This window comes from Campylobacter sp. RM9334 (genome assembly GCF_020138145.1).
Classification (GTDB): Bacteria; Campylobacterota; Campylobacteria; order Campylobacterales; family Campylobacteraceae; genus Campylobacter_E.
Genome location: NZ_JACGAX010000003.1, coordinates 1 through 25,684, shown reverse-complemented (window position 1 = coordinate 25,684; position 25,684 = coordinate 1). Strand labels below are relative to the sequence as shown.

Here is a 25,684-nt window from a genome sequence, read left to right as displayed (position 1 = left end):
TTTACTCCTTTATAATCTTTGCTATTTTTACACAATCAATTGATTTTAGCGTGATTTCATCGCCTTCTTTTAAAGCACTAAGTTTTATGCCTTTATTATCTTTCATAACTCTAGCATATTCTTTAATGCTTTCTAAGAATGATTGATGAGTGCTTAAAATCTTTTGATAATTGTTTATTTTTACATATTTTTCTTTAAATTTAGGTTTAAAGCTGTTATTTAATAATATTTTTTGATTTTCTAGTTTGTCTTTTGCTAGTTTTATTTTAAAATCAATGATATTTTTACTCTTTATAAAATCATTTAAAGATTGATTTTTATTTAAAATAGCCTTATTAAATGATTGCTTTGCTAGTTTTTCATATTGATTTAGACTAAATTGCATACTTGAAATATTGCTTTTAAGCTTTGTGATATTTATCTTATTTTCATAAATATTATAAAGCTTTTCTTTATTTTCTAAGGCTTTATGAAAATTATTATTTAAAATAGTTTTTTGATTATTTAAAATTAGCTCATTTTGTTTTAAAATATTTTTTAGCTTATTTTGAAATAAAGTCTTTTTATTTAAAAGATTATTTTTATATGAATTAAATTTAAAATTCACTTCTTTTTTAGAAAATTTACTTGCTAAATATAAATAATTTTGCTCTTTTTTATCCAAATGTTTTTTAATAGTTAAATTAAAATAATTTTGCAAATTATCTAAATCTAGCATTCTATCAAACTTATTATAAACCAAGCTTTGCATAGCCGCAGTTGGGGTTGCATAATATTTACTAGCTGCTAAATCACTTAAATGAGTATCTATTTCGTGTCCTAAACCCGTAATTATTGGGATTTTAGATGCTACGATTTGTCTTACTAAAGCTTCATCGTTAAAGCAAAATAAATCTTCTTTACTACCACCGCCACGAGCTATTAATATAATATCAAAATCAAATTCATTAGCCTTTTTAATACACTCAACTACTCTTTTACTAGCATTTTCTCCTTGCATTAAACTATCAAAAAACACTAATTTTATTAAATAAGCTTCGTTGTTTTCATAAACTCTTAAAATATCTTTAGCAGCAGCTGAATTAATAGCTGTAATTACTGCAATTTTTTTAATATTTTTTGGAATTTGTTTTTTATAAATATCTAAAAACAAGCCTTCATCTTTTAATTTCTTATAAAGCTCATTAAAAGCTGCTTGTAATTTACCCAATCCATCGGCTAATTCATAATCAGTGCAGTTTAGTTGATACTTTCCACTAGCAGGATATATGGTAAGTTTTCCAATGGCTATTATTTTATTGCCTACTATTAAATTAGCCTTACCTTTGTTATAACTTGAAAACATAGTGCAATCAAGGCTTGATAACTCATCTTTAATAGTAAAATACCAATGCCCTGAAGTATGATTTGTAATCTTGCTAACTTCTCCTTGAATTGCGATATTTAAAAAAGTGCTTTCTAAATTATTTTTAGCAAGATTATTGATTTCGCTTACACTAAAATATGTTTTTTCTAGTTTATTTGCTAACATTTTTACTCGCTATAAACAATGAACTAACTCCAAAACTATAAGTTTTGAAAAGTTTTAAATCAAAATTATGCTCTTTTAATTTATCTTTAAATTCATCATTTGAGTAAAAATCATCAATAGAATTAGGTAAATATTCATAAGCTGCTTTGTTTTTGCTTAAAATTCCACCTATTATAGGTAATATTTTTTTTAGATAAAAATCACGGAAAAATCCTATTATACCGCCCTTTTCTCTTTTAAAAAACTCTAATACTAAAAGCATTCCATTAGGCTTTAGCACTCTTTTAAATTCTTCTAATGCTTCATCTTTTTCAACCACATTTCTAAAACCATAACTAATAGTAATTAAATCTACGCTTTCATTATCTAATGGCAAATTATTTGCATAGCCTAATTTAAAATCAATTTCTAAATGACGCTTTTTAGCCACTTCTAGCATTCCACTACTTGGGTCAATCCCTACAACCTTTGCATTTGGAATTTTACTTAGCAAAACACACATATCGCCTGTCCCACAAGCAATATCAGCTATATTTAAATTAGAATTTAAATTAAGAAAATCTTTAACCTTACTAATCGCATCAAATCTCCATTTTGCATCGATACCAAAACTTAAAACCTTATTAGCTTTATCATAGCTTGGAGCTATTTCATTAAACATTTCTACTATTTTTTCTTGTTTTTGCATATTTATCCTAAATAATAAGTTCTAGCTATTTTACTAATTTTTCTAGCTATTTTTTTAACGCTTTTATTTTTTGCTAATTTTTCTTGAAAATCTAATTTTTTATGAGTTTTAAAAAAGCTTAAAAATTCAAGCAATATTATTAATTTTTCGCAACTTTCATTAAATCTTAATACTTTTATAGCTTCTTTTCTTAAAACTTTTGAAAAGATTTTTACAAAATTGACCTTAGCACAATTTGTGGTATAAAAATTATTTTCATCTAAAATAATACAAGATAAATTATCATAAAAATTATCATTTTTATTGATAGTTTTTATTATATTTTCTTCGTAAATAAAAGAGAATAAATTAAGAATTTCTTTTATTATCTCTTGTTTAGAATTAATACTCAAATAAAACAAATATATCCTTAAAGCAAGTCCTATGCTAATGCTTAAATCCCTTGATTTAAGCCCATAAGTTAAAAATATTTTTAATCTTTCATATTCACTAAAACTAAGTCCATCTTGAGAATTTTCATCAAATAAAGTGCAGATATAAAAATTATTAAATTGTTCTATCATCTTGCCTTGAGTGATGGCTCTTTTGTATTTTAAACTTTTACTTTTTACTTCATTTAAGCTAAGCTCACTCGTATGATATTCTATGTCAGCTCTTGATAAATTAGCTTTTAAAAAATGTAAATTGCTATCAATTATATCAAGTTTATAAAGACTATTTTCAAATAAACAAAAACTATCTTTAAGCTTTTTAAACTCTAAATTACTCTCTAAGGTAAAAAAGAGAAAGTGTTTTAAAATACTCACCTAAACTCCTTTTTTATCTTATTTTAACTTATATTATTTGCAATTTGAACAAGTAGCCAAAAACGCTGTAATTTTAATACTTTCTATAGGATTATCTAACTTAGTTTGTAAAGTTTGTTGATATTTATCAAGTCCAGCCTTAACTTTATCTAAATCAAAAACACTTTTACAATTATTACAAACCAAATGAATATGTTCGTATTCATATATATCGTATTTTGATTTATCATTAGGGATTGAAATCTCAACTACTAAACCCTCATCAATCATAGTGCTAAGATTTTTATAAACAGTAGCAAGTGAAATTGCAGGATATTCAACCTTTATTTGCTCGTATAATTCATCAATACTAGGGTGTTCGTGTTTTGATAAAACTTTTAAAATGCTTATTCTTTGCGGAGTTGCTTTTAGCTTTCTATCCTTTAAAATCTCTAAAAACTTCATATTTACCTTTACCAAATAATATTTTTTATTAAATGCGAAAGAATACTATAAATAACTTAATATTTCTAGTCATTAATTAAGTTATTTTAAATTTGTAATATTTTTGTAAGGAGAAAAAATGAAAGCGAAAATCATTTATTGTAATGCTTGAAAATATGAACCACAAGCTGCAAGGGTTGCAGATGAATTAATTGGTGAATTTCAAGGAATAGAAGTAGAATTTGAAATAGGAAGTAAAGGCGATTTTATAGTTATTTGTGATAATGAGAAAATATATTCAAAAAATGAATTAATAGGTTGTGATAGCAAAAGATTTCCACATATTAATGAGATTAATTCACTTATTAAAGCCTATAGATAATTAAAGAATTTAATTTTAAATTCTTTAATTACAAATCAATTCTTACTAATTTATAATCAGGGTCAAACCTAAATGATAATAAATTTTCATATATTCCAAAAAGTATCATAAAAGTTACAAAAGAACTTCCACCATAGCTAAAAAACGGCAGTGGCACTCCAACAACAGGAGCAAACCCTATAGTCATAGATACATTAACCCCAACATAAATAAATATTAATATGGATAGAGCTGATGTAAAAGTTTTAGCAAAATAATCTTTTTTAAGCTTTTTATTAAAGCTTAGCAAATGCAAAATCAGTAATAAATATAATCCTAAAAGCAAGCAAGCACCTAAAAATCCGTATCTTTCAATAGTATATGCAAAAATAAAATCACTCGTGCTAATTGGTAAGAATTTAAAATGAGTTTGAGTAGCATCATCTTTGCTTTTACCATTTATTCCACCACTTCCTATTGCTATCATACTTTGTCTTACTTGATAACTTGGTTTTTCACTTAAAAAATCAGTAATTCTTTTCTTTTGGTAATCATTTAAATTATCATAGACAATAGGAGCTATTGGCATACAAATTCCAAGTAATAATGCCCCTGTTAAAATAATTTTATGATGAATACCCACTAAAAACAATGTAACATAGCCAACTATTAAAATAATTAAAGCAGAACCTAAGTCAGGCTCACTTTTAATAAGAACAAAAGGTAAAATTATATAAAAACTAATTTTGCAAAAATCTTTAAATCTATATCCATCATCAGGTGGAGGATTGTGTCTAATTAAATAAGCAAGCATTAATAAAAATGCAGGTTTAAAAATCTCACTAGGCTGAATTGTAAATCTTGTAAAAGGAATTTCAAGCCATCTAGTAGCTCCTAATTTAGTAGCCCCTAAAACATCAACTAATAATAATAAACCTATGCAAAACCAGTAAAAAAAAGGAATAAGCCATTCAATTTTTTTAATGGGTAATAAAAAAAATATAAAAAAAGCAAAAAACCCTACAATCACATATATAATTTGTTTATGCGCTAAAACTTCATTCGCCTCATTCATTAATAAAAATGAAAAAATTATTATTGGAAATACGAGCAATGGCAATATAAAATCAAAGTGGGTTAAAATTTTACCATCTAGTTTTATCAATTTACAACCTTTTGCTAAATTTGTTTATGAATATGATTTAAAAAGGTTAATATTGAGTAAGATTGTAGCAAGTGAAATTGAAAGAATTGATATATATTTAGCTAAAGTTTTAGGACAAAGTCGCTCACAAATTTCTAATCTAATAAAAAATCAAAATGTATTAGTAAATAATAAAGTAATTAAAAACTCATATAAACTAAATATAAATGATGAAATAGAGATTAATTACCCTGATATAAAAGATATAAATATTAAATATGAAGCTAATTTTGATGTAGAAATTCTGTATGAAGATGAGTATATGCTAGTAGTAAATAAGCCAAATAATGTAGCAACTCACGGCTGCTCTTCTTTAAAAGAAGCATCATTAGTAGAATGGCTACTTGAGAGAAATTATAAACTAGCTGATATTAACGGCAAAATAAGAGCAGGAATAGTGCATAGACTTGATAAAGATACTAGCGGAGTTATGCTAGTAGCTAAAAGCAATGAAGCATATTTTAGCTTAGCAAATCAGATTAAAAATAGAGAAGTCAATAGAATTTATCTAGCAGTTACAAACCACACAATAAATCAAAATCATATAGAAAAATATATAAAAAGAAATGAGAATAATAGATTAAAAATGCAATCTTTAAGCAAAGATGAATGTATTAAAAAATACGGCTTAAATGAAGATAGATGGGGCAAATGGGCTAGAACTCATTTTATAAATCTTGCAAATACAAACGATAAAGCTTTAATTTCAGCAAAATTAGAAAGCGGTAGAACTCATCAAATAAGAACCCATCTAGCAAGTGTAAATAGATATATTTTAGGAGATAGTATTTATGCTGATGAGAGCAGTAAAAATAAAGCAAATAGATTAATGCTACATTCATTTTATATAAATTACACCCACCCAATAACAAATAATTTTATGGAATTTTATTCAAGTAATTGTTTGAGTTTTAATGAAGCTATTAAAGATTTTAAAGATATAAAACTTGACTTAAATCTAGCTCATAATTTATTAAATCAATTTAGTAATAATTTGGAATAGGATATGCTTATAAATCATTATTCATACTTAGTATAATTAAATCTTTACACGAAAGGCAAAATATGAAGAAAATTATTAAAATAAGTTTATTTACGGCTTTTATTATAGGTTTTAATGCGTGCTCTAGCACAACAAGTCTTAGTGAAATTGCTCCGATTGATAATCTTACTATGGTAAATAATATAAGAACTCTTCAAGGTATGAGAGAAATAGGATTTGAGTGGGACCCTATATATGATCAAAATATAGATGGTTATAAGATTTATAGAAAAGAGCTAAATGATGAAAATGCAAAAGACAAACTAATCGCTACTATAAATGATAGATATGCAACTCATTATTCTGATAATAATTTAAATCCTGATACTAGCTATGCTTATACTTTCGTAACTTTTAATAAAGAAGGTAATTCAAAACTATCTACTATAAATGTAAAAACTATAGGAAAAATTGAACCAGTTACATTTATTCAAGCAATAGCAGGACTTCCTAATAAAATCAAAATAATTTGGAGACCGCATACTGATTCAAGAGTTGTAAAATATAATATTTATAAACAAGACGCTAATTCTGATAAGTGGTATAAAGTAGCAACTATTAATAATCGCTTAAGTGCTGAATATTTAGACGAAGTTAAAGCAAATCTATATGCTAAATACAAAGTAACTGCACTAACTTATAACGGAGTTGAAAGTGATGCTAGTGCTGAAGTTGAAGCAATTAGTAAAGTTTTACCACCACAAATTGTAAATATCAATGTAACCACAAACCTACCTAAAAAAATAATTCTTACTTGGGACGCTCCTAAATATGAAGACTTTTCTCATTATAAAATATATTATTCAAAAGCATCTTTATTACCATTTTTTGAGCTAGCTACAACTACAGAAAATAGCTATGAGGATAATATAGGAGATGATGGAGTAAGCAGATATTATTATGTAACTATGATAGATAAAGACGGACTTGAGAGTGCAAAAACTGGCGTAAATGTAGTTGGAATGAGCCTTGATAAACCTAAAACTCCTGCTCTTACAGGATTTGAATTACAAAATGAAAATACACTAAAAATAAAATGGATTAGCACGGATAATCGTATAAAAACCTATAAACTTATTAAAAATTCAACAGAAGTTGCAAACGGAATACAAAATGATTATTATGTAGATACTACATATATGCCTGGAGATGTTTATCAAATAATTGGCGTTGATGAATTTGGAATAGAATCAAAACCTAGTTCAAAATTGAGTGTTAAATAATGCCAAATTTTAAAGCAAAATATATAAAGAATTTAACCTTGCCAATTAGTGTTGGAGAGGTTGAATTTAAATTTAAAACAAAAACACAATTAGGCAAAACTTTAGTTTATACTAATATTAATAATTCTAGTTTTTTTATAGAACTTAACGAAAAAAATAATGAATTTGTAGTAAAAATTGATAAATTAACAAAAATTACCGACTTAGCCTTAATGCAAAAAGCCTTAGAAGTATTTGAAAAAACATTTTGTGATGAAATCATATCAAAAGCATATCATTATAATAAATTTAAAGAATTAGCAAGTAATGTCATATCATCTCCTAAGGACTTTAAAGAATTAATTAATTCATTAAATAATGTTTATTTAGAGATTGGTTTTGGTTCAGGAAGACATTTGCTATATCAAGCAAAAAATAATCCTCAAAATACTTATATTGGAATAGAAATTCATAAACCTAGTCTTATTCAAGTAAGTAAATTAGCTAAAGATTTAAATAATATATATTTATTAGATTTTGATGCAAGAATAGCTATAAAAGAATTAAATAATAGTTGTTTAAATGGAATATATTTGCATTTTCCTGTGCCTTGGGACGACGCTCCTTATAGAAGAGTTGTATCAAATGAATTTAAAAGCGAGTGCGAAAGAGTATTAAAAGAAAATGGATTTTTTGAATTAAGAAGCGATAGTTTAATGTATGCAGAATATACAAAAAATATTTTTTCTGATTTAGACTATGATTATTTTAAAAATAAGGACGCAAGGATAATAAGTAAATACGAAAGCCGTTGGCTTAAAATGAATAAAGATATATATGATTTTGTTTGCTATGTGAGAAATAAAAAGAATTTAAATCAAGAAATCATAAATCAAAAAATTAATTTCAAAATTGATTTTAATAAACTTAATTTTATAAAACATATTGATGAAGATTTTTTCTTAAAAATATCAAGAATTTATGAATGTGATAATGCAAAAATCATTCAAATAGCTTATGGTGGATTTGACACACCAAGTAGCTCTTATTTGTTATGTAAAGAAAATGAAGAATTTGAGTTTTTGTTTCACGACTTTTGCCCAAATACTTTAAATTTAAAAGCATTTATTAAATTAAAAGAGTTTTTACAATGAAAAGCAATGCTACTTTAATAAATGCCAATAATTTAACTCTAGCCTACAATAATGAAATAGTATTGCATAATATAAATTTTAGTGCTAATGAAGGTGATTTTATATTTATCACCGGTAAAAGTGGTAGCGGAAAAACAACATTGCTTAAAAGTTTTTTTGGAGAATTTAGCGAATTTAGTGGGGATTTGCATGTTTTGTTTAAAAATATGGGAAATATTAGCAATGCTGAATTGTTAAAACTTAGAAGAAAATTAGGAATAATTTTTCAAGATTACAAGCTAATTAACGAGCTAAATGTAAGCGATAATATAGCATTACCTTTAAAAATAGCTGGCGTTAAAAATGAACAAATCAGCAAGCATGTAGATGTGTTATTAAAATACACAAAACTTCAGCATAAAGCTAAAAAAATGCCTTTAGAATTAAGTGGCGGAGAGCAGCAAAGAATAGCCCTTGCAAGAGCAATCATACACAATCCTAAAATAATAATTTGTGATGAGCCAACAGGAAATCTTGATATTCATTCAGCTGATATTATTTGGCAATTACTAAATGCTGCTAGAAACACATTCAATGCTTGCATTATCGCAGTAACTCATCAAATTCCACCTAGAATTGATTTTAATTATAGACATTTAAATATAGAAAATGGGGTTTTGAATGAATTTATTTAAAACACATATTAGTTTTATTTTTCCACTTTTTATTATATGTTTTTGTTTTCAATTTGCCTTTTTTATTGATGAATTAATAAAAGATTATGAAACCAAATTAAATAAAGATTACAGCGTAGTATTAGTAAGCGAGCTTGAAATTCAAGCAGTTGATTTAGCTAATATTGAGTATTTTTCAAGTATTAATGAATTAGACCCTAGTGAAATTCTTAATAAATTAAAAAAAGATATAACAAATGCTAATTTAAATACCTTAAAATCAAAACTACCGAAATTTTATAATATTAGCTTTACTAAATTTATTAATGAAAACGAAATAAATCAAATCAAAAAACAACTATTAAAAATACCAAATGTTTTAAAAGTAGAAACATTCTCAAAAACACACATTAAAATATATAAACTATTAAATATTATAAAATTAATCTCTTATATATGTTTAATTTGCATAAGCATATTATCTATTGCTTTATTTATAAAACAAATAAAAATTTTTAAATACGAGCACGAAAATAGAATTTATATTCTTAATTTATTTGGGGCAAATTTCTTCCAAAGAGCTGCACCAATGCTTAAGATTGTATTTGTAGATAATATAATTTGTTTTGCTTTATTATTTGCGTTTTTTATTAATTTTAATAATATCTCTTATATAAAAGAATTTTTAGCAAAACTTGATATAGATTTACCGCAAATTGATTTTTTACCTAGTTTAATTGAAGTAAGCTCTTATTCTTTACTAGCTTCATTACTATGTATAATGATTGTAATGTTTAAGGTAAAAAGACAATGAAAAAACTTCTAATAGTTTTGTTTAGCTTAAGTTTGTTTGCAAATCAAATAGAAAACAACACAAAAAAACTAGAGCAAACTCAAAATGAAAAAGAACAAATATCAAAAAAATTAGAAGATTTGGCAAGTGAAATAATTGAAGGGGAACAAAAATTAAAAGAAATAAATGAAAAAGTTAAAAAAACTTCAAATATAACAGCAGAATTACAAGAACTTGTAAATGCTCAAAATGGAGAATTAAATACATTTATCACACAAAATAAAGAGCTAATGAAAGATAAAGAGAAATTAGGTGCTAAATTAGTTGAAATAATTGCTAAGGATTTTTCGTATGATTTAATAGCACCAAAAGATTTAATTGATAGCTCAATGAGTATAGTTTCTATTGAAGTATTAAATACACTTTCTGAAGTTTTGAATAATGAGCTTTATAAAATTTCAAAAGATTATGCAAGAACACAACAGCAAATTGATTATAAGCAAAAAAAAATTAGTGAAATGAATGTAAATATTGATAATTATAAAAAACAAGCAAAAGAATTAAGCGAACTTAAAAAACGCCAAGAGAATTTAATTTCTAAACAAAAACAAGATGAAAAAATATATAAACAACGCCTAACAAATTTACAAAAACAACAAGATGAAATTAGAGCAACTTTGGCTAAGTTAAAAATCATAGAAAATGAAAAATCAAATAAAAAATCAAGTCAAACTACACAAGTAAAACATTCTGATACCTTAAGTTATGATGGAAAGGTAGCAAAATATACAGGAGCAAAAACTATAGCACCTTTGGTTGATTTTAGTGTAAAACAAAAATTTGGAGATTACATAGACCCTATATATAAATTAAAAATATTTAATGAAAATGTAGTGCTACGCTCAAATACGCCTGATGCCAATGTAAGAGTAGTATTTGATGGAAAAGTAGTTTTTGCAAATGATACTGCAGTCCTTGATAAGGTTGTAATTGTTGAACACGCAAATGGAATTCACACAATATACGCTCACTTATCAAAATTTAGCAAACTTGCAAAGGTTGGAGAAGTATTAAAAAAAGGAAACATTGTTGGAAAAGTTGAAAGGGATTTAACTTTTGAAGTTACACAAAAAAACTACCACATAAATCCGTTAGAACTAATCAACAATTAAATTATAGTTATACTTTTAAGTATTTATATGCAAATAACATTAGTAATGCTAAAAATAATACAAAAAATCCTTGCATACTAAAATACAATTCATAACTAATATTATCAATATATTTTGCAATAATTCCTTCAATTCCTTGTGCGGCACCAGAACATAAAAACCAAATTCCCATAGTGCTTGAATTAAATCCACTTGGAGTTAATTTTGATACTATGCTAAGTCCTAAAACCCCTATGCTTGTTTGAGAAATACCCAACATAAAATAAGTAATTAATATATATATTGGATTAATAAAATCATCTTTACTAAGCATTCCTAAAACAATAAATGAACTAGCAGCAATAATCATAGCAACTGGTATAATTAATGCTTCATTAATTGAGCTTTTTTTACTTATAAAACTTAAAAGCATACTTGTAAAAATACTAACTAAAAACATAAAAGCTAAATACCAACTAGCTGGAATTTGATAATTTAAAATACTAAAAGAAACCTTACTTTTAATTAAAATATTTAAAGTATTAAAGCTTTGAAAAATCAACATATAAAAAAACACAGCAGCTATTAAATAAAAAGCTAATTTTTTAAAATTATTTTTTGTTGGTATTTTTCTATAAATAAAAATATAAAAAATTATTAAAATTAAAATTGAAAAAATACTTATAATTTTACTAACCACCAAAAGTTCTTGAGTAGCTAAGAATGCAATAAATAAAAATATCAAAATAAACATAGCTATATTATTTTTAAAAAAATCATATTTTATAGGTTCGCTAGATATATATTTTGAATTATAAAAAAATACTAAAATAGCACAAAATACACTAAAAAATGATATGAAAAATGCTAAATTATAAGAATGTAGTATTAAAAGACCAGCACTAATTTGCCCCAAAAAACATCCTATATTTACAAAAATATAAAACATACTAAATACATACTCGCTATCATTAGGATAACTTTTAGATAACAAACTTGTAATATTTGACTTGATTAATACACTACCAAAAATAATGCAAAAAAGAGATATTGTTAATAAATCAAAAGTTAAACATAAATACCCTAAAGTAAGAAAAATAATTCCTAAAATTACACATCTTTTTGCACCTAAGCAAAAATCACTTAAATATGCTCCAAATATACCAAAAGCATAAATGGCAGCACCCAAACTTGCACTTATTGCACTTGCTTCACCTTTAGAAAAAGAAAATGTATCCATTAAATAAAACACAAAAATACCTAAAAAGCCTAAAAAGGCAAATCTTTCTAGGGCTTCTATGTAACATATTGGTAATAGTGGTTTTAACTTATTTTTTGACATCGTTTTCTCCTAAAGAAAATCTTGAAGCCTAAGAAAGATTTAATTCTATTAAATTTAAAGGAGGTGGTGGATTTACCAGGACTCGAACCTGGGACCAACCGGTTATGAGCCGGTTGCTCTAACCAACTGAGCTATAAATCCTCCGTGATTAAAAGCTGTTATTATATATTTAAAAACTTAAAAATTACTTAAACAATAAAATTTTTATCTTTTTTATAGGCTTTTATTGAATATTACAAAATAACCCATAAAAACCTATAGGCATTTATAAAAAATATAAATGCCTAATCATATTACATAGCAATGAAATTCTTAGGATTAAAATACTCAAGGTTAAAGGCATTTGCCACACCTTCGTGAGTGCAGTGTCCTTTATGTGTATTTAAACCATATCTTAAACTTTCAAAACAAGTTATAGCACCAATTACTCCAAGGTTTGCTATTTTAATTCCATAAGGAGTTGTAGCGTTTAATAGTGCTAAAGTAGCTGTTTTTGCAACTGCTCCTGGCATATTACCAACTGCATAATGAATTATCCCATCAACTTCATAAATAGGGTTTGTATGAGTTGTTGCACGGCTTGTCTCAAAACAACCGCCTTGATCAATTGCAACATCAACTATAACAGCACCTTTTTTCATATGTTTTAAATGTTTTCTAGATAATAATTTAGGAGTTTTTGCTCCTGGAACTAACGCAGCTCCAATTACTACATCAGCATCTTTTATACTATCTAATATATTTGAAATATTACTATATAAAGTAGTAATCTTACCATTAAATACATGGTCAATATAATCTAGTCTATTAGCATCACGACCTAAAATTACAACTTCTGCTCCCATACCAAAAGCAAGTTGAGCAGCATTAAGCCCTACCATACCACTACCTAAAATTACAACTTTTCCTTTTTTAACACCAGTTAGACCACTAAGCAGCATTCCGTTACCACCATAAGTTTTTTCCAAATACTTACAACCTTGAATTACCGCTAAACGACCAGCAATAGCACTCATAGGAGCTAAGCAAGGAAGATTTTTACCTTCTTGAATTGTCTCATAAGCAAATGCTGATATTTCTTTATCTATTAACATTTTTGTAAGTTTTTCATCTGCTGCTAAATGTAAATATGTATATAAAATCTGTCCTTTTTTAAAATACTTATATTCACTTTCAATCGGTTCTTTTACTTTAATAATCATTCCAGCTTTTTCAAAAATTTCTTCTTTAGTTAAAATCTTTGCTCCGGCTTTTATATATTCTTCATCACTTATATCAATACCAGCACCGGCTTTACTTTCTACTAAAACTTCATGTCCATGATTTATATATTCAATAACATCTAAAGGCGTTAAGCCAACTCTATATTCTTGGTCTTTAATTTCTTTTAAACAACCTATAATCATTTATACTCCTTTTGTGATAAAGGAGTATGATATAAAAAAAATAAAAACTTCAAAAGATTTTTTTGAAAAAATTATAAAAAGTGTTACGAATTTACAAGTTATATGTTTTCTAGCATATGAACTATTACAATTTTAAACGCCAAAAATAAAAGTAGCAAGCTTCCTATTGGTTGTAAAATTTTTTTATTAACTTTCATTTTACTTATAAATAAACTAGAAAAGCACATAAAAAATGTAATTAAAGCTATTAATAAAGAAGAAATAAATAAATTATATTCCAAAGAAAATATCATAAGTCCTGCACCTAGTGCATCAATACTAGTTGCTATGCTAAGCAAAAATAATGAACCATAACTTATATTAATATTCTCATTTTCATTATCTAAGAATTCTTTAAATAATTTATATGCTAAAAATACAAAAATTGCAAAAATCACATAATGATCAATTGCTTGAATTAACTTCATATACCTTACATTTAATAAATAAGTTACATAATATCCTAAAATAGGCATTAAAACTTGAAAACAAGCAGATAATGCACTAAAAACCAATAACTTTTTTAAAGATTGTTTTTGTAGCACTAAGCAAATACTTAATGCTACAAAAAATGCGTCAATTGCTAAAGAGAAAGCTAAAATAACAATATCAATTATCATCAAATAAGCCATTCTCTTCTTCTAAATTTTCTTCTTCGTCTTCTTCCTTAGGGCATTTTGCAATGCTTACAACCTCATCGCTACCAACATTTACAACAATTACTCCGCTTGTATTTCTACCAGCTTTTCTAATGCTTTGCATATCAGTTCTAATCATCTTGCCACTACTTGTAAGCGCCATTAAATCCATAGTATCATCAACAATTACAATGCCTACTAAATCTTTTGTCTTTTGAGTAAGTTTCATACAAATTACGCCCTTACCACCACGACTTTGTAAGCGATATTCTCCTGCATCAGTTCTTTTTGCGATACCTTTTTGGCTAACACTTAAAATTTCTTGCTCATTACTTTCAATAACCACTGCACCTATTACATAATCTTGCTCTTCTTTAAAGCGAATAGCAGTTACCCCACGAGCTACACGACCAATTTGACGAACTTTTGTAAGTGGGAATTTAATACACATACCCTTTTTAGTAGCTACAAAAATCATAGTTCCACTAACTTGCTCTTCTTGATTATCTTGGTTTTCATCTAAAGAATTTTCTTCTTCAACAATTTGAATATTATCATCTTCAATAATTTCACTATTTTCATCAACCAAATCAATATTTTCACTATCATCATTTTGTGCTATTAAAACACTTACTAATTCATCGTTTTCATCAAGATTAATAGCTCTTACACCAACTGAACGGATATTGCTATATTCACTTAAATTCGTGCGTTTAATAAGACCATTTTTAGTAAAGAATGCAAGTGATTTTGTCTTAGCAAAATCAGTTGTTGGAATTATTGCCATAATTTTTTCATCTGGTAAAAGATTGATTAGATTTACAACAGCTTTTCCTTTAGCAGTTCTGCTACCTTCAGGAATTTTATAAACTTTTAACCAATATAGTTGTCCTTTATTAGTAACAAACATTAGCGTATCGTGAGAATTTGCAGTAAAGAAACTCTCTATAAAATCATCATCATAAGTAGTAACTGCGACTTTACCTTTACCACCACGCTTTTGTTTTTCATATGATTTTGTAGGAACTCTTTTGATATATCCACGATGAGTAATTGTAATTACCATTGGCTCATTTGGTATTAAATCTTCTACATCAATTTCATCATAATCATCTACTATTTCAGTAATTCTTGGAACTTTAAATTTATTTTTAATTTCTAATAATTCATCGTGAATTATTTCTTCTATTTTTTCTTCACTTTTTAAGATTGCATTTAGTTCTTCAATTTTTGCTAAAAGCTCTCTTAATTCATCTTCTAATTTATCTCTTTCAAGTCCTGTAAGACGGCTAAGTCTCATTTCTAAAATAGCATTAGCCTGTAATTCAGTTAAGCTAAATTTTTCTACTAAAGCATCTCTTGCACTTGTAGTATCTGCACTTGATTTAATTAATGCAATTACTTCATCTATATTATCTAGTGCAATTTTAAGACCTTCTAAAATATGTGCTCTTGCTTTTGCTTTTTCAAGTTCAAAAATAGTTCTTCTAATAATTACGGTTTTTCTATGATTTAAGAATAAATCTAATAGCTCAATTAAAGAAAATACCTTAGGTTCTTTATTGTGAATTGCTAACATTATCACACCAAATGTTGTCTCCATTGTGGTGCTTTTAAATAAATTATTTAGCACAATTTCACTCATAGCATCACGCTTAAGCTCAATTACAAGGCGAATTCCATCTCTATCACTCTCATCTCTTGTCTCGCTTATACCTTCTATTTGCTTTTCTTTTACAAGCTCTGCAATTTGCTCGTGAAGTCTTGCTTTATTTACTTGATAAGGCAACTCATCAATTACTATTAGCTCTTTATTTCCTTTTTGTTCTATATGAGTTTTTGCTCTTACTTTAATTCTACCGCGACCTGTTTTATAAGCTTCTATAATGCCTTTTTTACCAAAAATTATCCCACCAGTTGGAAAATCAGGACCTTTTATAAACTGCATTATTTCTTCTAAACTAGCGTTTTTATTCTCAAGTAAATATAAAAGTCCATCTACTAATTCATCTAAACTATGTGGCGGAATATTAGTTGCCATACCAACAGCAATACCACTTGAGCCGTTTAATAATAAATTAGGCACTCTTGAAGGTAAAACATCAGGCTCACTCATACTATCATCATAGTTTGGAACAAAATCAACGGTGTCTTTATCTAAATCTTTTAACAATTCTTCAGCCAAAATTGTCATTCTAGCTTCAGTATAACGCATAGCTGCAGCACCATCTCCATCAACTGAACCAAAGTTTCCTTGACCATCAATACTTGGGTATCTCATTGAAAAGCTTTGTGCCATTCTTACTAAAGCATCATAAACAGCAGTATCTCCGTGCGGATGGTATTTACCGATTACATCACCCACTATACGAGCTGATTTTTTATAAGCACTTTTTGAACCTACTCCTAAATCATTCATTGCATAAAGAATTCTTCTATGAACCGGCTTTAATCCATCTCTTGCATCAGGTAAGGCACGGCCTATAATTACTGACATAGAATAATCAAGATAGCTTGTTTTTATACTATCTTCAATATCTACAATAGTAATTTCACTATTATCAAATAAATTCATTGTTTTCCTTTAAGTAAAGATTTTTTTATACTAGCAAACTAAACTTTCGCATCGGCTAATACGACCGCAAAAAGAACCTTAATTTTAGCTTTTTTAAGCACTAAATTTGCTTGTTTTAAAGACTCACCTGAAGTGATAATATCATCTACTAAAATTACAGGTAAATCCAAGGTCTTTTGCAATTCATATTTTCTTTTATTTTTCTTTCTAAATGAAAGGCTTTTACCTTTATAAATAATCTTATTTTTTGCTTTAATTGCGTTATATAATGGAATAATATTTTTTGATTTCATATTTTTAATAAGTATTGCTGTATGAGAATATCCGCTAGAGCAATCATCATCTAAGCCTATAGCATAAGCTAATTCATTATCAAAATGAAATCTTTTATAAGAATAAGATGCGAGTTTATTTAATATAAAATATCCACTAATAAAATGCTTGTGATTTAATAATTTTTTAATTTTAGAATATTTATAAAAGCTAATTACTTCTAAACCATCATCTAAAATTCTTCTTTTACATTCAAGTAATTTAAATTCTTTTTCACAAGTTTTACAAAAAATCTTAAATGTAGGCTTAGAGCAATTATAACATAGCATAAAGATTTTATTCTTTATCTTTTAGACGCTTTTTAACCGATTTTACCTTATATTTTAGATTATCATTTCTACTTTTGTGAATGTCAAATTTGGCTACTAAATAAACTCTATCTTTATTAATTAATTTATTTGCTTTATTTAAAATTTTTAAAGCACTTTTTAAATCATCAGTTTCTACGCTAGTTCCCATTGCACCTAATTTGTGTTTTATATTTTTCTTTCTTAAATACTCAATAATTGGTGCTATTTCTTCACTTTTACTATCATCGCTCATAGAAAAAATACAAAAATCCATTGTAACACTCATTTTTTCTCCTTTAAATAAATTTAATTATTTCTTCGTTACTTGCTCTAGTAGTTTTAAAATTATTTACATTATCGCTACTTTTTTTACCTATTGCAATGCCACATATAATTTTGCCTTCAACCCCATTTTCTCTAATAGTATCGCAATATTCAGTAATACTACCTAAAACACAAGTGCTAAATCCTAAATATGTAGCCGCATTTAAAAAATTAGCTAGAAAAATACCACAATCTAACAAAGAACCTTCGTTTAAACCATTATCAATATGTAAAATTGCTAGATTTTTAGCATTAAAGAATTTAAAATTCTTATGCCATTGCTCTAGCCTTTTTTCTTTCTCATCTCGCTTTATATTAAGTGCTTCATAAAGCCTAATTCCTGTCTGAAATCTTCTGCTCTTATAAGGTTCAAACCAAATATCAGGATATAATTTTATATCTTGACTTTTTAAGTTATTTTTTACAGCATTTAATAAATCATCACTTAATTTAGCAAGGCTTTTACCGCTAAAAAAGCTTAGTTTTGCTGGTTGCATATTTGTTGCACTAGGGCTTAATTTTGCAAGTTCTACTATATTAATTAATTCATCTTTACTTAATTCATAGTCAATAAAATCTCTACAAGAAAATCTATTATCCAAACATTCCTTAAAAGTCATAAAATCTCCTTAAAACAAGCATAATTGCAAAATATTCTAAAATAAAAGCAGAAATTATATTAATAATCTTTAGCACTTTTAGACTAAATAAATTTGTATATTTATATACAAAAAACGAAAGCGAAAATATCCAAATAAGTATGCTAACGCTAAGTCCTAAAAATAAATATATAGGATTTTGTTTAGTGCTTAGCATAGTTGCAACGCTAAGCCAAAATGTGATTACATAAGGATTTGCTAGATTTAGTAAAAATCCTTTAATAAAATTACTAAATATATTTGTATTTTCTAAATTCTTATGAAGATTTATATCTTTTACTGGCTTTAGCATTAAAAATGCTAAATAACTTAAAAATATAAAGCCAAAAATACTTAAAATATTTAAAAATAAATCATTTTTAATAAATTCTAAAACGCTAAAGCTTAATAATGATAAATAAAGTAAATCAGCGACAAAAGCACCAAAACCTAAAGCAAAAGCATTCTTAAAAGATTTTAGTGCATAACTTAAAATTAGAATATTAACAGGACCAAAAGGAACGCAAACTCCAAGTCCTAATAATATCCCATCAAATAAATCATTCATCTGCTAAACTAAGTCCTACTTTTCCATCTTTAATTTCACTAACTATTACTTCTAGCGTTTCGCCCTCATTAAAGCTTTTGCCCTTAATTTTATTAGAATGTAATAATCCATCAATGCCGTCTTGTAAGGTTACAAATACTCCAAAATTAGCTACTTTTTTAACAACACCACTAAATCTAGTTCCTATTTCAAATTCTACTTTAGGAGCTTGTTTTTTGCCTTTAGATTTTGGTTTTAACACTTCATTTAATATATATTCTTTAGCTTCTTTTACTAATTTTCCACTAATTTTTACTTCATTTTTATCTCTATCTAAATCTATGCTAACGCCAAATTTATCTATGATTTCTTTAATAGTTTTACCACCTTGACCAATAATTTCTGGAATATCATTAGCACTTACGCTAAATATTTCTAATTTAGGTAAAATTTCTTCATTAATAACAATCTTAGAATTTGCTTCTTCCATTAAATTAAGAATATGAATTCTTCCTTTTCTAGCAGCTTCTAAAGCTTGGGTTAATATTTCAGTGCTAACCCCACCTAATTTTATATCCATTTGCATAGCAGTTATTCCATCAACACTACCTGCTACTTTAAAATCCATATCCCCATCGTGATCTTCTAAGCCCATAATATCAGTTAATACAGCATATTCATTATCTTCAATTATAAGCCCCATAGCAACTCCAGCTACTAGTTTTTTACTAGGAACTGCTGCAGCACGAAGAGCTAATGAGCCACCACAAACACTAGCCATTGAGCTACTTCCATTACTTTCTAATATTTCTGAAACTATTCTAATAGTATGAGCATAATCTTTACTAACTGAAGAACTTAAAGCTCTTTTTGCTAGATTTCCGTGTCCTAATTCTCTTCTTGAAGGTGCTTTTAAAGGACTTGCTTCGCCTACACAAAAACCAGGAAAATTATAATTAAACATAAATCTTTCATAGGTAGTTGATTTATTATTTAATAATTCAATTGCTTGAGCGTCATTGTCACTACCTAAAGTGCAAACCACTAATGCTTGAGTTTGACCCCTTGTAAATAAACAAGAGCCGTGCGCATTTGGTAAAATATTAGTCAATATACTAATAGGACGAACCTCATCTAAAGCTCTCCCATCAGCTCTTCTTCTTTCTTTTAAGATTTGCTTTCTTACTATGTGCTTTTTAATACGATTTAATTCATAATCAAGTTCAGCTTCACTCCAATTATTATTTATAAATTCTTCATCTAAAACAACTTTTTTTGCAATAGCTTTAAGCTCACTTGCCCTTTCGCTTTTAGCCATTTTATTAATTGCAAATTTTATATCTTCTAAATAGTTTTTTTCTAAATATTCATATACTGCTAGATTTTCGCTATCAGCTTTATAGTTAAACTCATAAGATTTTTTATATTCTTTAAAAGTATTATAAAAATCATTACTTATATTTAAAATACTACCTTTTGCAAATTCTAAAGCTTGTAATAACTCACTCTCGCTCATCTCATTCATTGAATTATTAGTCTCATTTGCTTTCATTTCTATCATTAATAATTCATCTTTAAGACCACTTACAAACAAATCAAGACTTGAAAGTTCTAAAGAATTTAAATCAGGATTTAGAACAAAACCATTTTCATCCTTAGCAACCCTAACCCCAACTGCTGGATATACAATTTCAATATCACTTAAAAATAAAGCCGCACTTGCTGCATAAAGTGCAAGTGGCTGAATATCAACATTTTCTTCAACCGAAAGAAGCATAACAACGATATGAGTTGGGTGTAAATAACCCTTAGGAAATAATGGGCGTAATGTTCTATCAATTATTCTTGAAGTTAAAGTCTCATAATCACTTGGTTTTGTTTCTCTTTTCACAAAACCGCCTGGAATTTTACCTGCTGCATAAGTTTTTTCTACATAGCTAACGGTTAATGGTAAAAAATCTTCACTAACACATTCATCTTCTCTAGCAACACTTGCTAACATAACCGTTTTACCACAAGTCATTAAAACACTTGCATTTGCTTGTTTTGCAACTAAATCAAGTTCAAATACTAATTCTTTATCGTTAATCTTAATTATTTTTTTCATTTATCTCCTTTTGATATGGCAAATAATAATTGCTCGTTTCTAAAATCTCACACGCATATTCACTTGATATTTCAAGTGGTTGCTTGTAGTAATAATCTTTATCTATAAAATGTTCTATTTTTTCTAAATAATAAACTTTATCAAATAAATCATTATAATAATTATAAGCATCAGCAGCTACTAAAGCACTTGCATATTTTATACTTCTAACGCCTAAACCCAATAAACTTTTATGACATACATTAATAGTTAAACCGCTGTTTGAACCTTGGTCTAACAATAAAATATCCTTACCTTTAAGATTGCTAAGTGGTAAAGACTTTCTATATTTTGCAATTTTACCCATAATTGATTCATCATAAAGCACAGTGCTCATTGATAAAATATATTCTTGAGTTATGGAAAAAGCTTCAATTAATTCTTGAATACATACTATATCTCTTGTTTCACTAATTTTTGCTATCTGACATTCATTATTTGGGGCATATATGCCTTTGTTAAAAAGCATATCATAATATAAATTAAGTTCACTTGCAATAGTCTCAATAAAAGGAATATTTTTAATACTATTTCCTATAATTATATGTCCTTCTAATTCTTTATATTGCAATAATTTTTCACTAAATTTATTAGCAGCTTGTAAAGGATTGTCAAAAATCATAAGTATCATCACCTCTTAAAGCAAAATTATATCTTACACCGCCTATTGGATAAAGATTGAATTTCAAATAAACTCCCCTATCTCTTACAGATTTTACACCCATTTGAGTAAGTTTTGCTGTTGTGCTTTCTTTAAATTCTAAAGAATAATTTATACATCTTTTTTTATGAGTAAAACCTATACTATAGTTTTCAAATTTCTTACTATTTAAATTAAACCAAGCTTGAGAATATATTATGTTATAAGGCATAAATTCATATTGAAATTTACTAGTTAAAAATCTATCATAAGGCTTATTTTTCACAAGAAGCTCATCAATTTTATTATAATAAAATCCAGAACTTATTTTAAATGGCTGGGTTGTATATACTCCTTCTATAAAAAATCTATCAATATTAGAATTTTTGAACGAATACTCCGTAGTATTATTAATATTAAAATTATTATTAAAATAATACTTAAGCTGATTGCTTAAAATATTAAACTTAGAATCTTCTGTCCTAAGCGTTAAAGAATGCTTAAGTTTTTTATCATTATCACTAAAAATTATTTGAGATAACTCAATATTAAAGGTTAAATCATCATAAGTATTTGGTATGAAAAATTCATTTTCTATTTCTTTTGAACCAGTCCTAAGACTAGCACCAAAACCAAAATTAATATTATGCAATATATAATCATACTTTCTAAATAAATTAGTATATATAAAAGCACTATGAGTAGAATTAAAATTATAATCATCTCTTCTACTATAATTATTATAAAAGTTAAGTCCTAATTCAAATTCTTCATTTAAAACAAAGTTAATATAATCATTAAATAAGCTTTTATTAAACTCAATTGGAACATAAAAATGAAATCTATTTAATGTGCTACCTTCTCTTCTATAAAAATTGCTATATGAAAAATCTGCTTTATAGTTAATATGATTATCAAATAAAGTATCATAAAATCTATGATAATGTAGATTTGGAATTTCTTGTAAAGTATAATCTTGATTAATACTTGAAGTGTCTTGATAATATTTAGCATATAAACCGAAATAATCTTTATTATCTGTATAAAAATAATTAAATTTTGAAGTTATTATGGCTTCATCATTATTATCTAAAAAACTAGATAAATTCAAATAATCAATATCACTAATTCTTAAAAAGTCTAAATATAATCCTTCTTGATTTTTGTTATTTGTATTAAAGATTTTATCTCTTTCATAGTGCATATTAAATCCATAATGCTCGCCAAATTTCAATTCTTCTTTATTAAAATAACTATTAAATTCTTTAAAATACCCAACTCCTATATTTCCTTTAGAATAAGGGCTATCAACAAAACGAAAATTAGAATAAATTCCATAACCCCTATTTGTTCTAATTTGTGGTCTTAATTCTAAATCCATTCTATGATTAATTGCCCAAAAAAATGGTTGCTCATAATGAATAGCTTCCTTGCTTTTTATTGATAATTTAGGAACCAAAAAACCAGTTTTTCTACTATCATCTGTATTAATAGCAAAATATGGCATATAAAAAATTGGTATATTTTTAAATCTTAAAACCATACCTTTTAATACTAAATCTTGAGTTTTAGTATTATAAATACCTTCCTTAAAATCAATACTCCATTCAGGATTTGCAACATCACAAGAACTAACACTTGCATTTTTTACAATAAAATCACCATTTATATAAGAACTATTCTTACTTTTTAACCATACTTCAATAAAAGAATCGCTTATAAAAAAATTATCAAAATTTGCACAAGAATTACCTAAATTAATTTTTGCATAATTTGATATAGTAGTTTGATTATTGTTTATTAAAAATACATCTCCAAATAATTCTAATTCTTTTGTATCTTGATTATATTTACCACTATTTGCTCTTGCAAAATAATTTTCTTTAAACAACAATATATCTTTATTTGAGATTATGTAATTATCTTTTTTTACAAACTCATCTGATTGAATTTCAATTTGATTTGAATAAAGTAAGCCAATAAGCAATATCAAATAAGATATTTTTTTAATCAACTTTAATCACCATAGATTTGCTGGCAATATCAGCAAAATTTCTTCTTGTCTTATTAAAGAATATAGATACAAACAATACCCCATTTATAAAAAATTCACAAAATACAAACACTAAAGCTCTATTTAAAGATTCTGTAAAATTAGGAGTATCAAAATGTTCGCAATTTACAATTTTTGTCTTTGTAATCATATTGCCAAAAGTTGCACCATACATATAAAAAAATATAAGAACATAAAAGAATTTAATAATAAAATATGCTTTTACATAGCGAAATAATAATATATTTAAATTGATATAATCTTCGTTATTTATTAAGGTTCTTATTTTAATTATTTCTTCATCATTTATAAAATATATCATTAAAATAAAGATAAGAATATAGCAAATTATAAAATCAGCCACAAAAGCAATAAACCTAGCAACAATATCGGCTAGTTGTTTATCTTCTTTTTCAAGCTTTTCTAATATTTTATCATCCATTTAAAACCCTAAACATAAATCCCCAAACAAGCGTTAAATTTCAAGGTCTTGTAACCTAAAAAATAGTGGAAGAAAAGCATTAAAGGCTGCAATTCACAATTACTTGCATCACAGAACACGGTTGCTTAAACTTAATCACATAAAAAAATCTGTTAGACCGAATATATTAAACCCGCGTTGTCTAGGGTAGTGTAATTTTACATAAAAAGCTTAATGAATTTTTACTTACCCAAGCAAAACTCAGAAAACATTGCATCAAACAATTCATCGCTTCCTGTTTTTTTACCAAAAAGAGATAGTTTATTTAAACTTTCATTTAAATAATAAGCACAAATTTCAAGCTCATTAAAATTATCTATAGCTAAATAAATATTCTCACTAGCACTATAAAACGCACTTATTAAATCAGTATTTGTTAAAACCAATTCATTGTCTAATTGAGAATTTAAATAATTTTTTAATTCAAATTCTAAAGCTTTTATATCATTATTTAATGCTGATATTTTAATACCTTCTAAAGTATTTACTTGTGCTAAGTCGCTTTTATTTTGAACTATAAAATATTTTTTACCACTATTTTTAATGTATTCTAAAAGTTTTAATTCATCTTCTAAGCATTCTTTTGATGAATCAATTAAAAACAATACTATATCAGCCTTATTAATAGCCTCATAGCTTCTTTTAATACCTAATTCTTCTATCAAATCATCACTTTGTCTAATTCCTGCAGTATCAACTAATTTTATTAAATGTCCGTGATAGTTTAAATACTCTTCAATACTATCTCTTGTAGTTCCTGCAATATCACTAACTATTGCTCTATTAAATGATAATAAAGCATTTAATAAAGAGCTTTTACCTACATTTGGTTTTCCAATAATTGCTAGGTTAAATCCTTCTATTAAGCCTCTTTTTTTCTCGCTTCTAATTGCAATTGTTTCTAATTCTTTAGCGTTATTAAGTAGTTTTGCTTTAGCATTTTCTAAAATATCTTCAGGCAAATCATCATCAGCATAATCAATTGCAGTTTCTAAATAAGCTAAAGTTTTAATTAACTCATCTTGGGTGTTAGTGATTAATTCTTTAAAAGCTCCATCTATATTCTTAGATATTATTTTTCTTGCATTTTCACTCTTTGCAGCAATTAATTCATTTATTAAAAGTGCTTTTTCTAAACTCATTTTATTGTTTAAGCAAGCTCTTTTGCTAAATTCCCCTGCTCTTGCAAATCTAGCACCTAATTTATTTAAAATCATAAGTATA

Annotated in this window: 24 protein-coding genes, 1 tRNA gene and 1 pseudogene; 7 read left to right on the top strand and 19 right to left on the bottom strand. The window is 26.4% G+C overall.

Features of this window, described 5'->3' with window-relative positions:
* Position 1 precedes the first annotated feature (1 nt).
* The 4 genes from xseA to AVBRAN9334_RS01975 are packed head-to-tail and all read right to left on the bottom strand — an operon-like array spanning position 2 to position 3,469.
* The gene (gene xseA, locus AVBRAN9334_RS01990) at positions 2–1,531 is read right to left on the bottom strand and encodes an exodeoxyribonuclease VII large subunit (RefSeq protein ID WP_336606881.1); all 1,530 of its coding nucleotides are present in this window, start codon (positions 1,529–1,531) and stop codon (positions 2–4) included.
* Entirely contained in the window at positions 1,518–2,219 is a 702-nt protein-coding gene (ubiE, locus tag AVBRAN9334_RS01985; RefSeq protein WP_336606880.1) for a bifunctional demethylmenaquinone methyltransferase/2-methoxy-6-polyprenyl-1,4-benzoquinol methylase UbiE, read from the bottom strand. Before ubiE ends, xseA begins: the two co-directional genes overlap by 14 nt.
* 2 nt (positions 2,220–2,221) lie before the next feature.
* Positions 2,222–3,025 carry a hypothetical protein gene (locus AVBRAN9334_RS01980; RefSeq protein ID WP_214116557.1) on the bottom strand — a complete coding sequence of 268 codons (804 nt, stop codon included), beginning with the start codon at positions 3,023–3,025 and terminating at the stop codon, positions 2,222–2,224.
* A 33-nt stretch (positions 3,026–3,058) separates the two neighbouring features.
* On the bottom strand, positions 3,059–3,469 hold the full coding sequence (locus tag AVBRAN9334_RS01975) for a Fur family transcriptional regulator (RefSeq protein ID WP_214116554.1): 411 nt from the start codon (positions 3,467–3,469) through the stop codon (positions 3,059–3,061).
* A gap of 163 nt (positions 3,470–3,632) precedes the next feature.
* Here AVBRAN9334_RS01975 and AVBRAN9334_RS01970 point away from each other — a divergent pair.
* A pseudogene (locus AVBRAN9334_RS01970) lies at positions 3,633–3,830 on the top strand (Rdx family protein); the annotation flags it as partial.
* A 28-nt stretch (positions 3,831–3,858) separates the two neighbouring features.
* On the opposite strand, the gene AVBRAN9334_RS01965 reads toward AVBRAN9334_RS01970, so the two are convergent.
* On the bottom strand, positions 3,859–4,974 hold the full coding sequence (locus AVBRAN9334_RS01965; protein WP_214116552.1) for an FtsW/RodA/SpoVE family cell cycle protein: 1,116 nt from the start codon (positions 4,972–4,974) through the stop codon (positions 3,859–3,861).
* Between the two features lie 52 nt (positions 4,975–5,026).
* Between AVBRAN9334_RS01965 and AVBRAN9334_RS01960 the strand changes: the two genes are divergently transcribed.
* The 6 genes from AVBRAN9334_RS01960 to AVBRAN9334_RS01935 all read left to right on the top strand — a co-directional run bounded on the left by AVBRAN9334_RS01960 (position 5,027) and on the right by AVBRAN9334_RS01935 (position 11,029).
* On the top strand, positions 5,027–6,016 hold the full coding sequence (locus AVBRAN9334_RS01960) for an RluA family pseudouridine synthase (RefSeq protein WP_336606879.1): 990 nt from the start codon (positions 5,027–5,029) through the stop codon (positions 6,014–6,016).
* A gap of 62 nt (positions 6,017–6,078) precedes the next feature.
* The gene (locus AVBRAN9334_RS01955) at positions 6,079–7,278 is read left to right on the top strand and encodes a fibronectin type III domain-containing protein (RefSeq protein WP_336606878.1); all 1,200 of its coding nucleotides are present in this window, start codon (positions 6,079–6,081) and stop codon (positions 7,276–7,278) included.
* The gene (gene trmB / locus AVBRAN9334_RS01950; protein WP_336606877.1) at positions 7,278–8,411 is read left to right on the top strand and encodes a tRNA (guanosine(46)-N7)-methyltransferase TrmB; all 1,134 of its coding nucleotides are present in this window, start codon (positions 7,278–7,280) and stop codon (positions 8,409–8,411) included. Before AVBRAN9334_RS01955 ends, trmB begins: the two co-directional genes overlap by 1 nt.
* Positions 8,408–9,085, top strand: a complete 678-nt coding sequence (locus AVBRAN9334_RS01945; protein ID WP_214120129.1) for a cell division ATP-binding protein FtsE — start codon at positions 8,408–8,410, stop codon at positions 9,083–9,085. Before trmB ends, AVBRAN9334_RS01945 begins: the two co-directional genes overlap by 4 nt.
* Complete coding sequence (locus AVBRAN9334_RS01940; protein ID WP_214116540.1) at positions 9,072–9,878, top strand: ABC transporter permease; 807 nt, start codon at positions 9,072–9,074, stop codon at positions 9,876–9,878. The genes AVBRAN9334_RS01945 and AVBRAN9334_RS01940 overlap by 14 nt, the downstream gene beginning before the upstream one ends.
* Positions 9,875–11,029, top strand: a complete 1,155-nt coding sequence (locus AVBRAN9334_RS01935; RefSeq protein WP_214116538.1) for a murein hydrolase activator EnvC family protein — start codon at positions 9,875–9,877, stop codon at positions 11,027–11,029. Before AVBRAN9334_RS01940 ends, AVBRAN9334_RS01935 begins: the two co-directional genes overlap by 4 nt.
* Before the next feature lie 7 nt (positions 11,030–11,036).
* On the opposite strand, the gene AVBRAN9334_RS01930 is transcribed toward AVBRAN9334_RS01935, so the two are convergent.
* The 14 genes from AVBRAN9334_RS01930 to mnmE form a co-directional block, all read right to left on the bottom strand.
* Entirely contained in the window at positions 11,037–12,350 is a 1,314-nt protein-coding gene (locus tag AVBRAN9334_RS01930; RefSeq protein WP_336606876.1) for an oligopeptide:H+ symporter, read from the bottom strand.
* A 64-nt stretch (positions 12,351–12,414) separates the two neighbouring features.
* Positions 12,415–12,491 (bottom strand) — tRNA-Ile (locus AVBRAN9334_RS01925).
* Between the two features lie 152 nt (positions 12,492–12,643).
* Entirely contained in the window at positions 12,644–13,756 is a 1,113-nt protein-coding gene (gene ald, locus AVBRAN9334_RS01920) for an alanine dehydrogenase (RefSeq protein ID WP_214116534.1), read from the bottom strand.
* A gap of 98 nt (positions 13,757–13,854) precedes the next feature.
* Positions 13,855–14,427 (bottom strand): manganese efflux pump MntP, encoded by a 573-nt coding sequence (locus AVBRAN9334_RS01915; protein WP_214120127.1) that lies wholly within the window; start codon positions 14,425–14,427, stop codon positions 13,855–13,857.
* The gene (gene gyrA / locus AVBRAN9334_RS01910) at positions 14,405–17,008 is read right to left on the bottom strand and encodes a DNA gyrase subunit A (RefSeq protein ID WP_336606875.1); all 2,604 of its coding nucleotides are present in this window, start codon (positions 17,006–17,008) and stop codon (positions 14,405–14,407) included. Before gyrA ends, AVBRAN9334_RS01915 begins: the two co-directional genes overlap by 23 nt.
* A 38-nt stretch (positions 17,009–17,046) precedes the next feature.
* The gene (locus tag AVBRAN9334_RS01905) at positions 17,047–17,610 is read right to left on the bottom strand and encodes a ComF family protein (RefSeq protein WP_239802769.1); all 564 of its coding nucleotides are present in this window, start codon (positions 17,608–17,610) and stop codon (positions 17,047–17,049) included.
* Positions 17,611–17,617: 7 nt separating this feature from the next.
* Positions 17,618–17,917, bottom strand: a complete 300-nt coding sequence (locus AVBRAN9334_RS01900; RefSeq protein WP_214116528.1) for a thiamine-binding protein — start codon at positions 17,915–17,917, stop codon at positions 17,618–17,620.
* A 10-nt stretch (positions 17,918–17,927) separates the two neighbouring features.
* Positions 17,928–18,575, bottom strand: coding sequence for a nitroreductase family protein (locus AVBRAN9334_RS01895; RefSeq protein ID WP_336606874.1), 648 nt, complete (start codon positions 18,573–18,575; stop codon positions 17,928–17,930).
* Positions 18,565–19,161 (bottom strand): LysE family transporter, encoded by a 597-nt coding sequence (locus AVBRAN9334_RS01890; RefSeq protein ID WP_214116524.1) that lies wholly within the window; start codon positions 19,159–19,161, stop codon positions 18,565–18,567. The genes AVBRAN9334_RS01895 and AVBRAN9334_RS01890 overlap by 11 nt, the downstream gene beginning before the upstream one ends.
* Complete coding sequence (locus tag AVBRAN9334_RS01885; protein WP_214120586.1) at positions 19,154–21,247, bottom strand: polyribonucleotide nucleotidyltransferase; 2,094 nt, start codon at positions 21,245–21,247, stop codon at positions 19,154–19,156. The genes AVBRAN9334_RS01890 and AVBRAN9334_RS01885 overlap by 8 nt, the downstream gene beginning before the upstream one ends.
* The gene (locus AVBRAN9334_RS01880; protein WP_214116520.1) at positions 21,231–21,908 is read right to left on the bottom strand and encodes a sodium:proton antiporter; all 678 of its coding nucleotides are present in this window, start codon (positions 21,906–21,908) and stop codon (positions 21,231–21,233) included. Before AVBRAN9334_RS01880 ends, AVBRAN9334_RS01885 begins: the two co-directional genes overlap by 17 nt.
* Positions 21,898–23,940 (bottom strand): LPS-assembly protein LptD, encoded by a 2,043-nt coding sequence (locus AVBRAN9334_RS01875; protein WP_336606873.1) that lies wholly within the window; start codon positions 23,938–23,940, stop codon positions 21,898–21,900. The genes AVBRAN9334_RS01880 and AVBRAN9334_RS01875 overlap by 11 nt, the downstream gene beginning before the upstream one ends.
* Complete coding sequence (locus tag AVBRAN9334_RS01870) at positions 23,933–24,421, bottom strand: RDD family protein (RefSeq protein ID WP_214116509.1); 489 nt, start codon at positions 24,419–24,421, stop codon at positions 23,933–23,935. Before AVBRAN9334_RS01870 ends, AVBRAN9334_RS01875 begins: the two co-directional genes overlap by 8 nt.
* A gap of 221 nt (positions 24,422–24,642) precedes the next feature.
* On the bottom strand, positions 24,643–25,684 hold a 1,042-nt coding region (mnmE, locus tag AVBRAN9334_RS01865), incomplete at its 5' end, for a tRNA uridine-5-carboxymethylaminomethyl(34) synthesis GTPase MnmE (RefSeq protein WP_336606872.1).

What these genes read in the sequence shown, in the direction of transcription:
- AVBRAN9334_RS01890 (WP_214116524.1), bottom strand. Translation starts at nt 19,161, where the DNA reads ATGAATGATTTATTTGATGGGATATTATTAGGACTTGGAGTTTGCGTT.
- AVBRAN9334_RS01930 (WP_336606876.1), bottom strand. Translation starts at nt 12,350, where the DNA reads ATGTCAAAAAATAAGTTAAAACCACTATTACCAATATGTTACATAGAA.
- ubiE (WP_336606880.1), bottom strand. Translation starts at nt 2,219, where the DNA reads ATGCAAAAACAAGAAAAAATAGTAGAAATGTTTAATGAAATAGCTCCA.
- AVBRAN9334_RS01895 (WP_336606874.1), bottom strand. Translation starts at nt 18,575, where the DNA reads ATGACTTTTAAGGAATGTTTGGATAATAGATTTTCTTGTAGAGATTTT.
- AVBRAN9334_RS01935 (WP_214116538.1), top strand. Translation starts at nt 9,875, where the DNA reads ATGAAAAAACTTCTAATAGTTTTGTTTAGCTTAAGTTTGTTTGCAAAT.
- ald (WP_214116534.1), bottom strand. Translation starts at nt 13,756, where the DNA reads ATGATTATAGGTTGTTTAAAAGAAATTAAAGACCAAGAATATAGAGTT.
- trmB (WP_336606877.1), top strand. Translation starts at nt 7,278, where the DNA reads ATGCCAAATTTTAAAGCAAAATATATAAAGAATTTAACCTTGCCAATT.
- AVBRAN9334_RS01900 (WP_214116528.1), bottom strand. Translation starts at nt 17,917, where the DNA reads ATGAGTGTTACAATGGATTTTTGTATTTTTTCTATGAGCGATGATAGT.
- AVBRAN9334_RS01880 (WP_214116520.1), bottom strand. Translation starts at nt 21,908, where the DNA reads ATGATTTTTGACAATCCTTTACAAGCTGCTAATAAATTTAGTGAAAAA.
- AVBRAN9334_RS01955 (WP_336606878.1), top strand. Translation starts at nt 6,079, where the DNA reads ATGAAGAAAATTATTAAAATAAGTTTATTTACGGCTTTTATTATAGGT.
- AVBRAN9334_RS01975 (WP_214116554.1), bottom strand. Translation starts at nt 3,469, where the DNA reads ATGAAGTTTTTAGAGATTTTAAAGGATAGAAAGCTAAAAGCAACTCCG.
- AVBRAN9334_RS01885 (WP_214120586.1), bottom strand. Translation starts at nt 21,247, where the DNA reads ATGAAAAAAATAATTAAGATTAACGATAAAGAATTAGTATTTGAACTT.
- AVBRAN9334_RS01905 (WP_239802769.1), bottom strand. Translation starts at nt 17,610, where the DNA reads ATGCTATGTTATAATTGCTCTAAGCCTACATTTAAGATTTTTTGTAAA.
- gyrA (WP_336606875.1), bottom strand. Translation starts at nt 17,008, where the DNA reads ATGAATTTATTTGATAATAGTGAAATTACTATTGTAGATATTGAAGAT.
- AVBRAN9334_RS01940 (WP_214116540.1), top strand. Translation starts at nt 9,072, where the DNA reads ATGAATTTATTTAAAACACATATTAGTTTTATTTTTCCACTTTTTATT.
- AVBRAN9334_RS01870 (WP_214116509.1), bottom strand. Translation starts at nt 24,421, where the DNA reads ATGGATGATAAAATATTAGAAAAGCTTGAAAAAGAAGATAAACAACTA.
- AVBRAN9334_RS01945 (WP_214120129.1), top strand. Translation starts at nt 8,408, where the DNA reads ATGAAAAGCAATGCTACTTTAATAAATGCCAATAATTTAACTCTAGCC.
- AVBRAN9334_RS01915 (WP_214120127.1), bottom strand. Translation starts at nt 14,427, where the DNA reads ATGGCTTATTTGATGATAATTGATATTGTTATTTTAGCTTTCTCTTTA.
- xseA (WP_336606881.1), bottom strand. Translation starts at nt 1,531, where the DNA reads ATGTTAGCAAATAAACTAGAAAAAACATATTTTAGTGTAAGCGAAATC.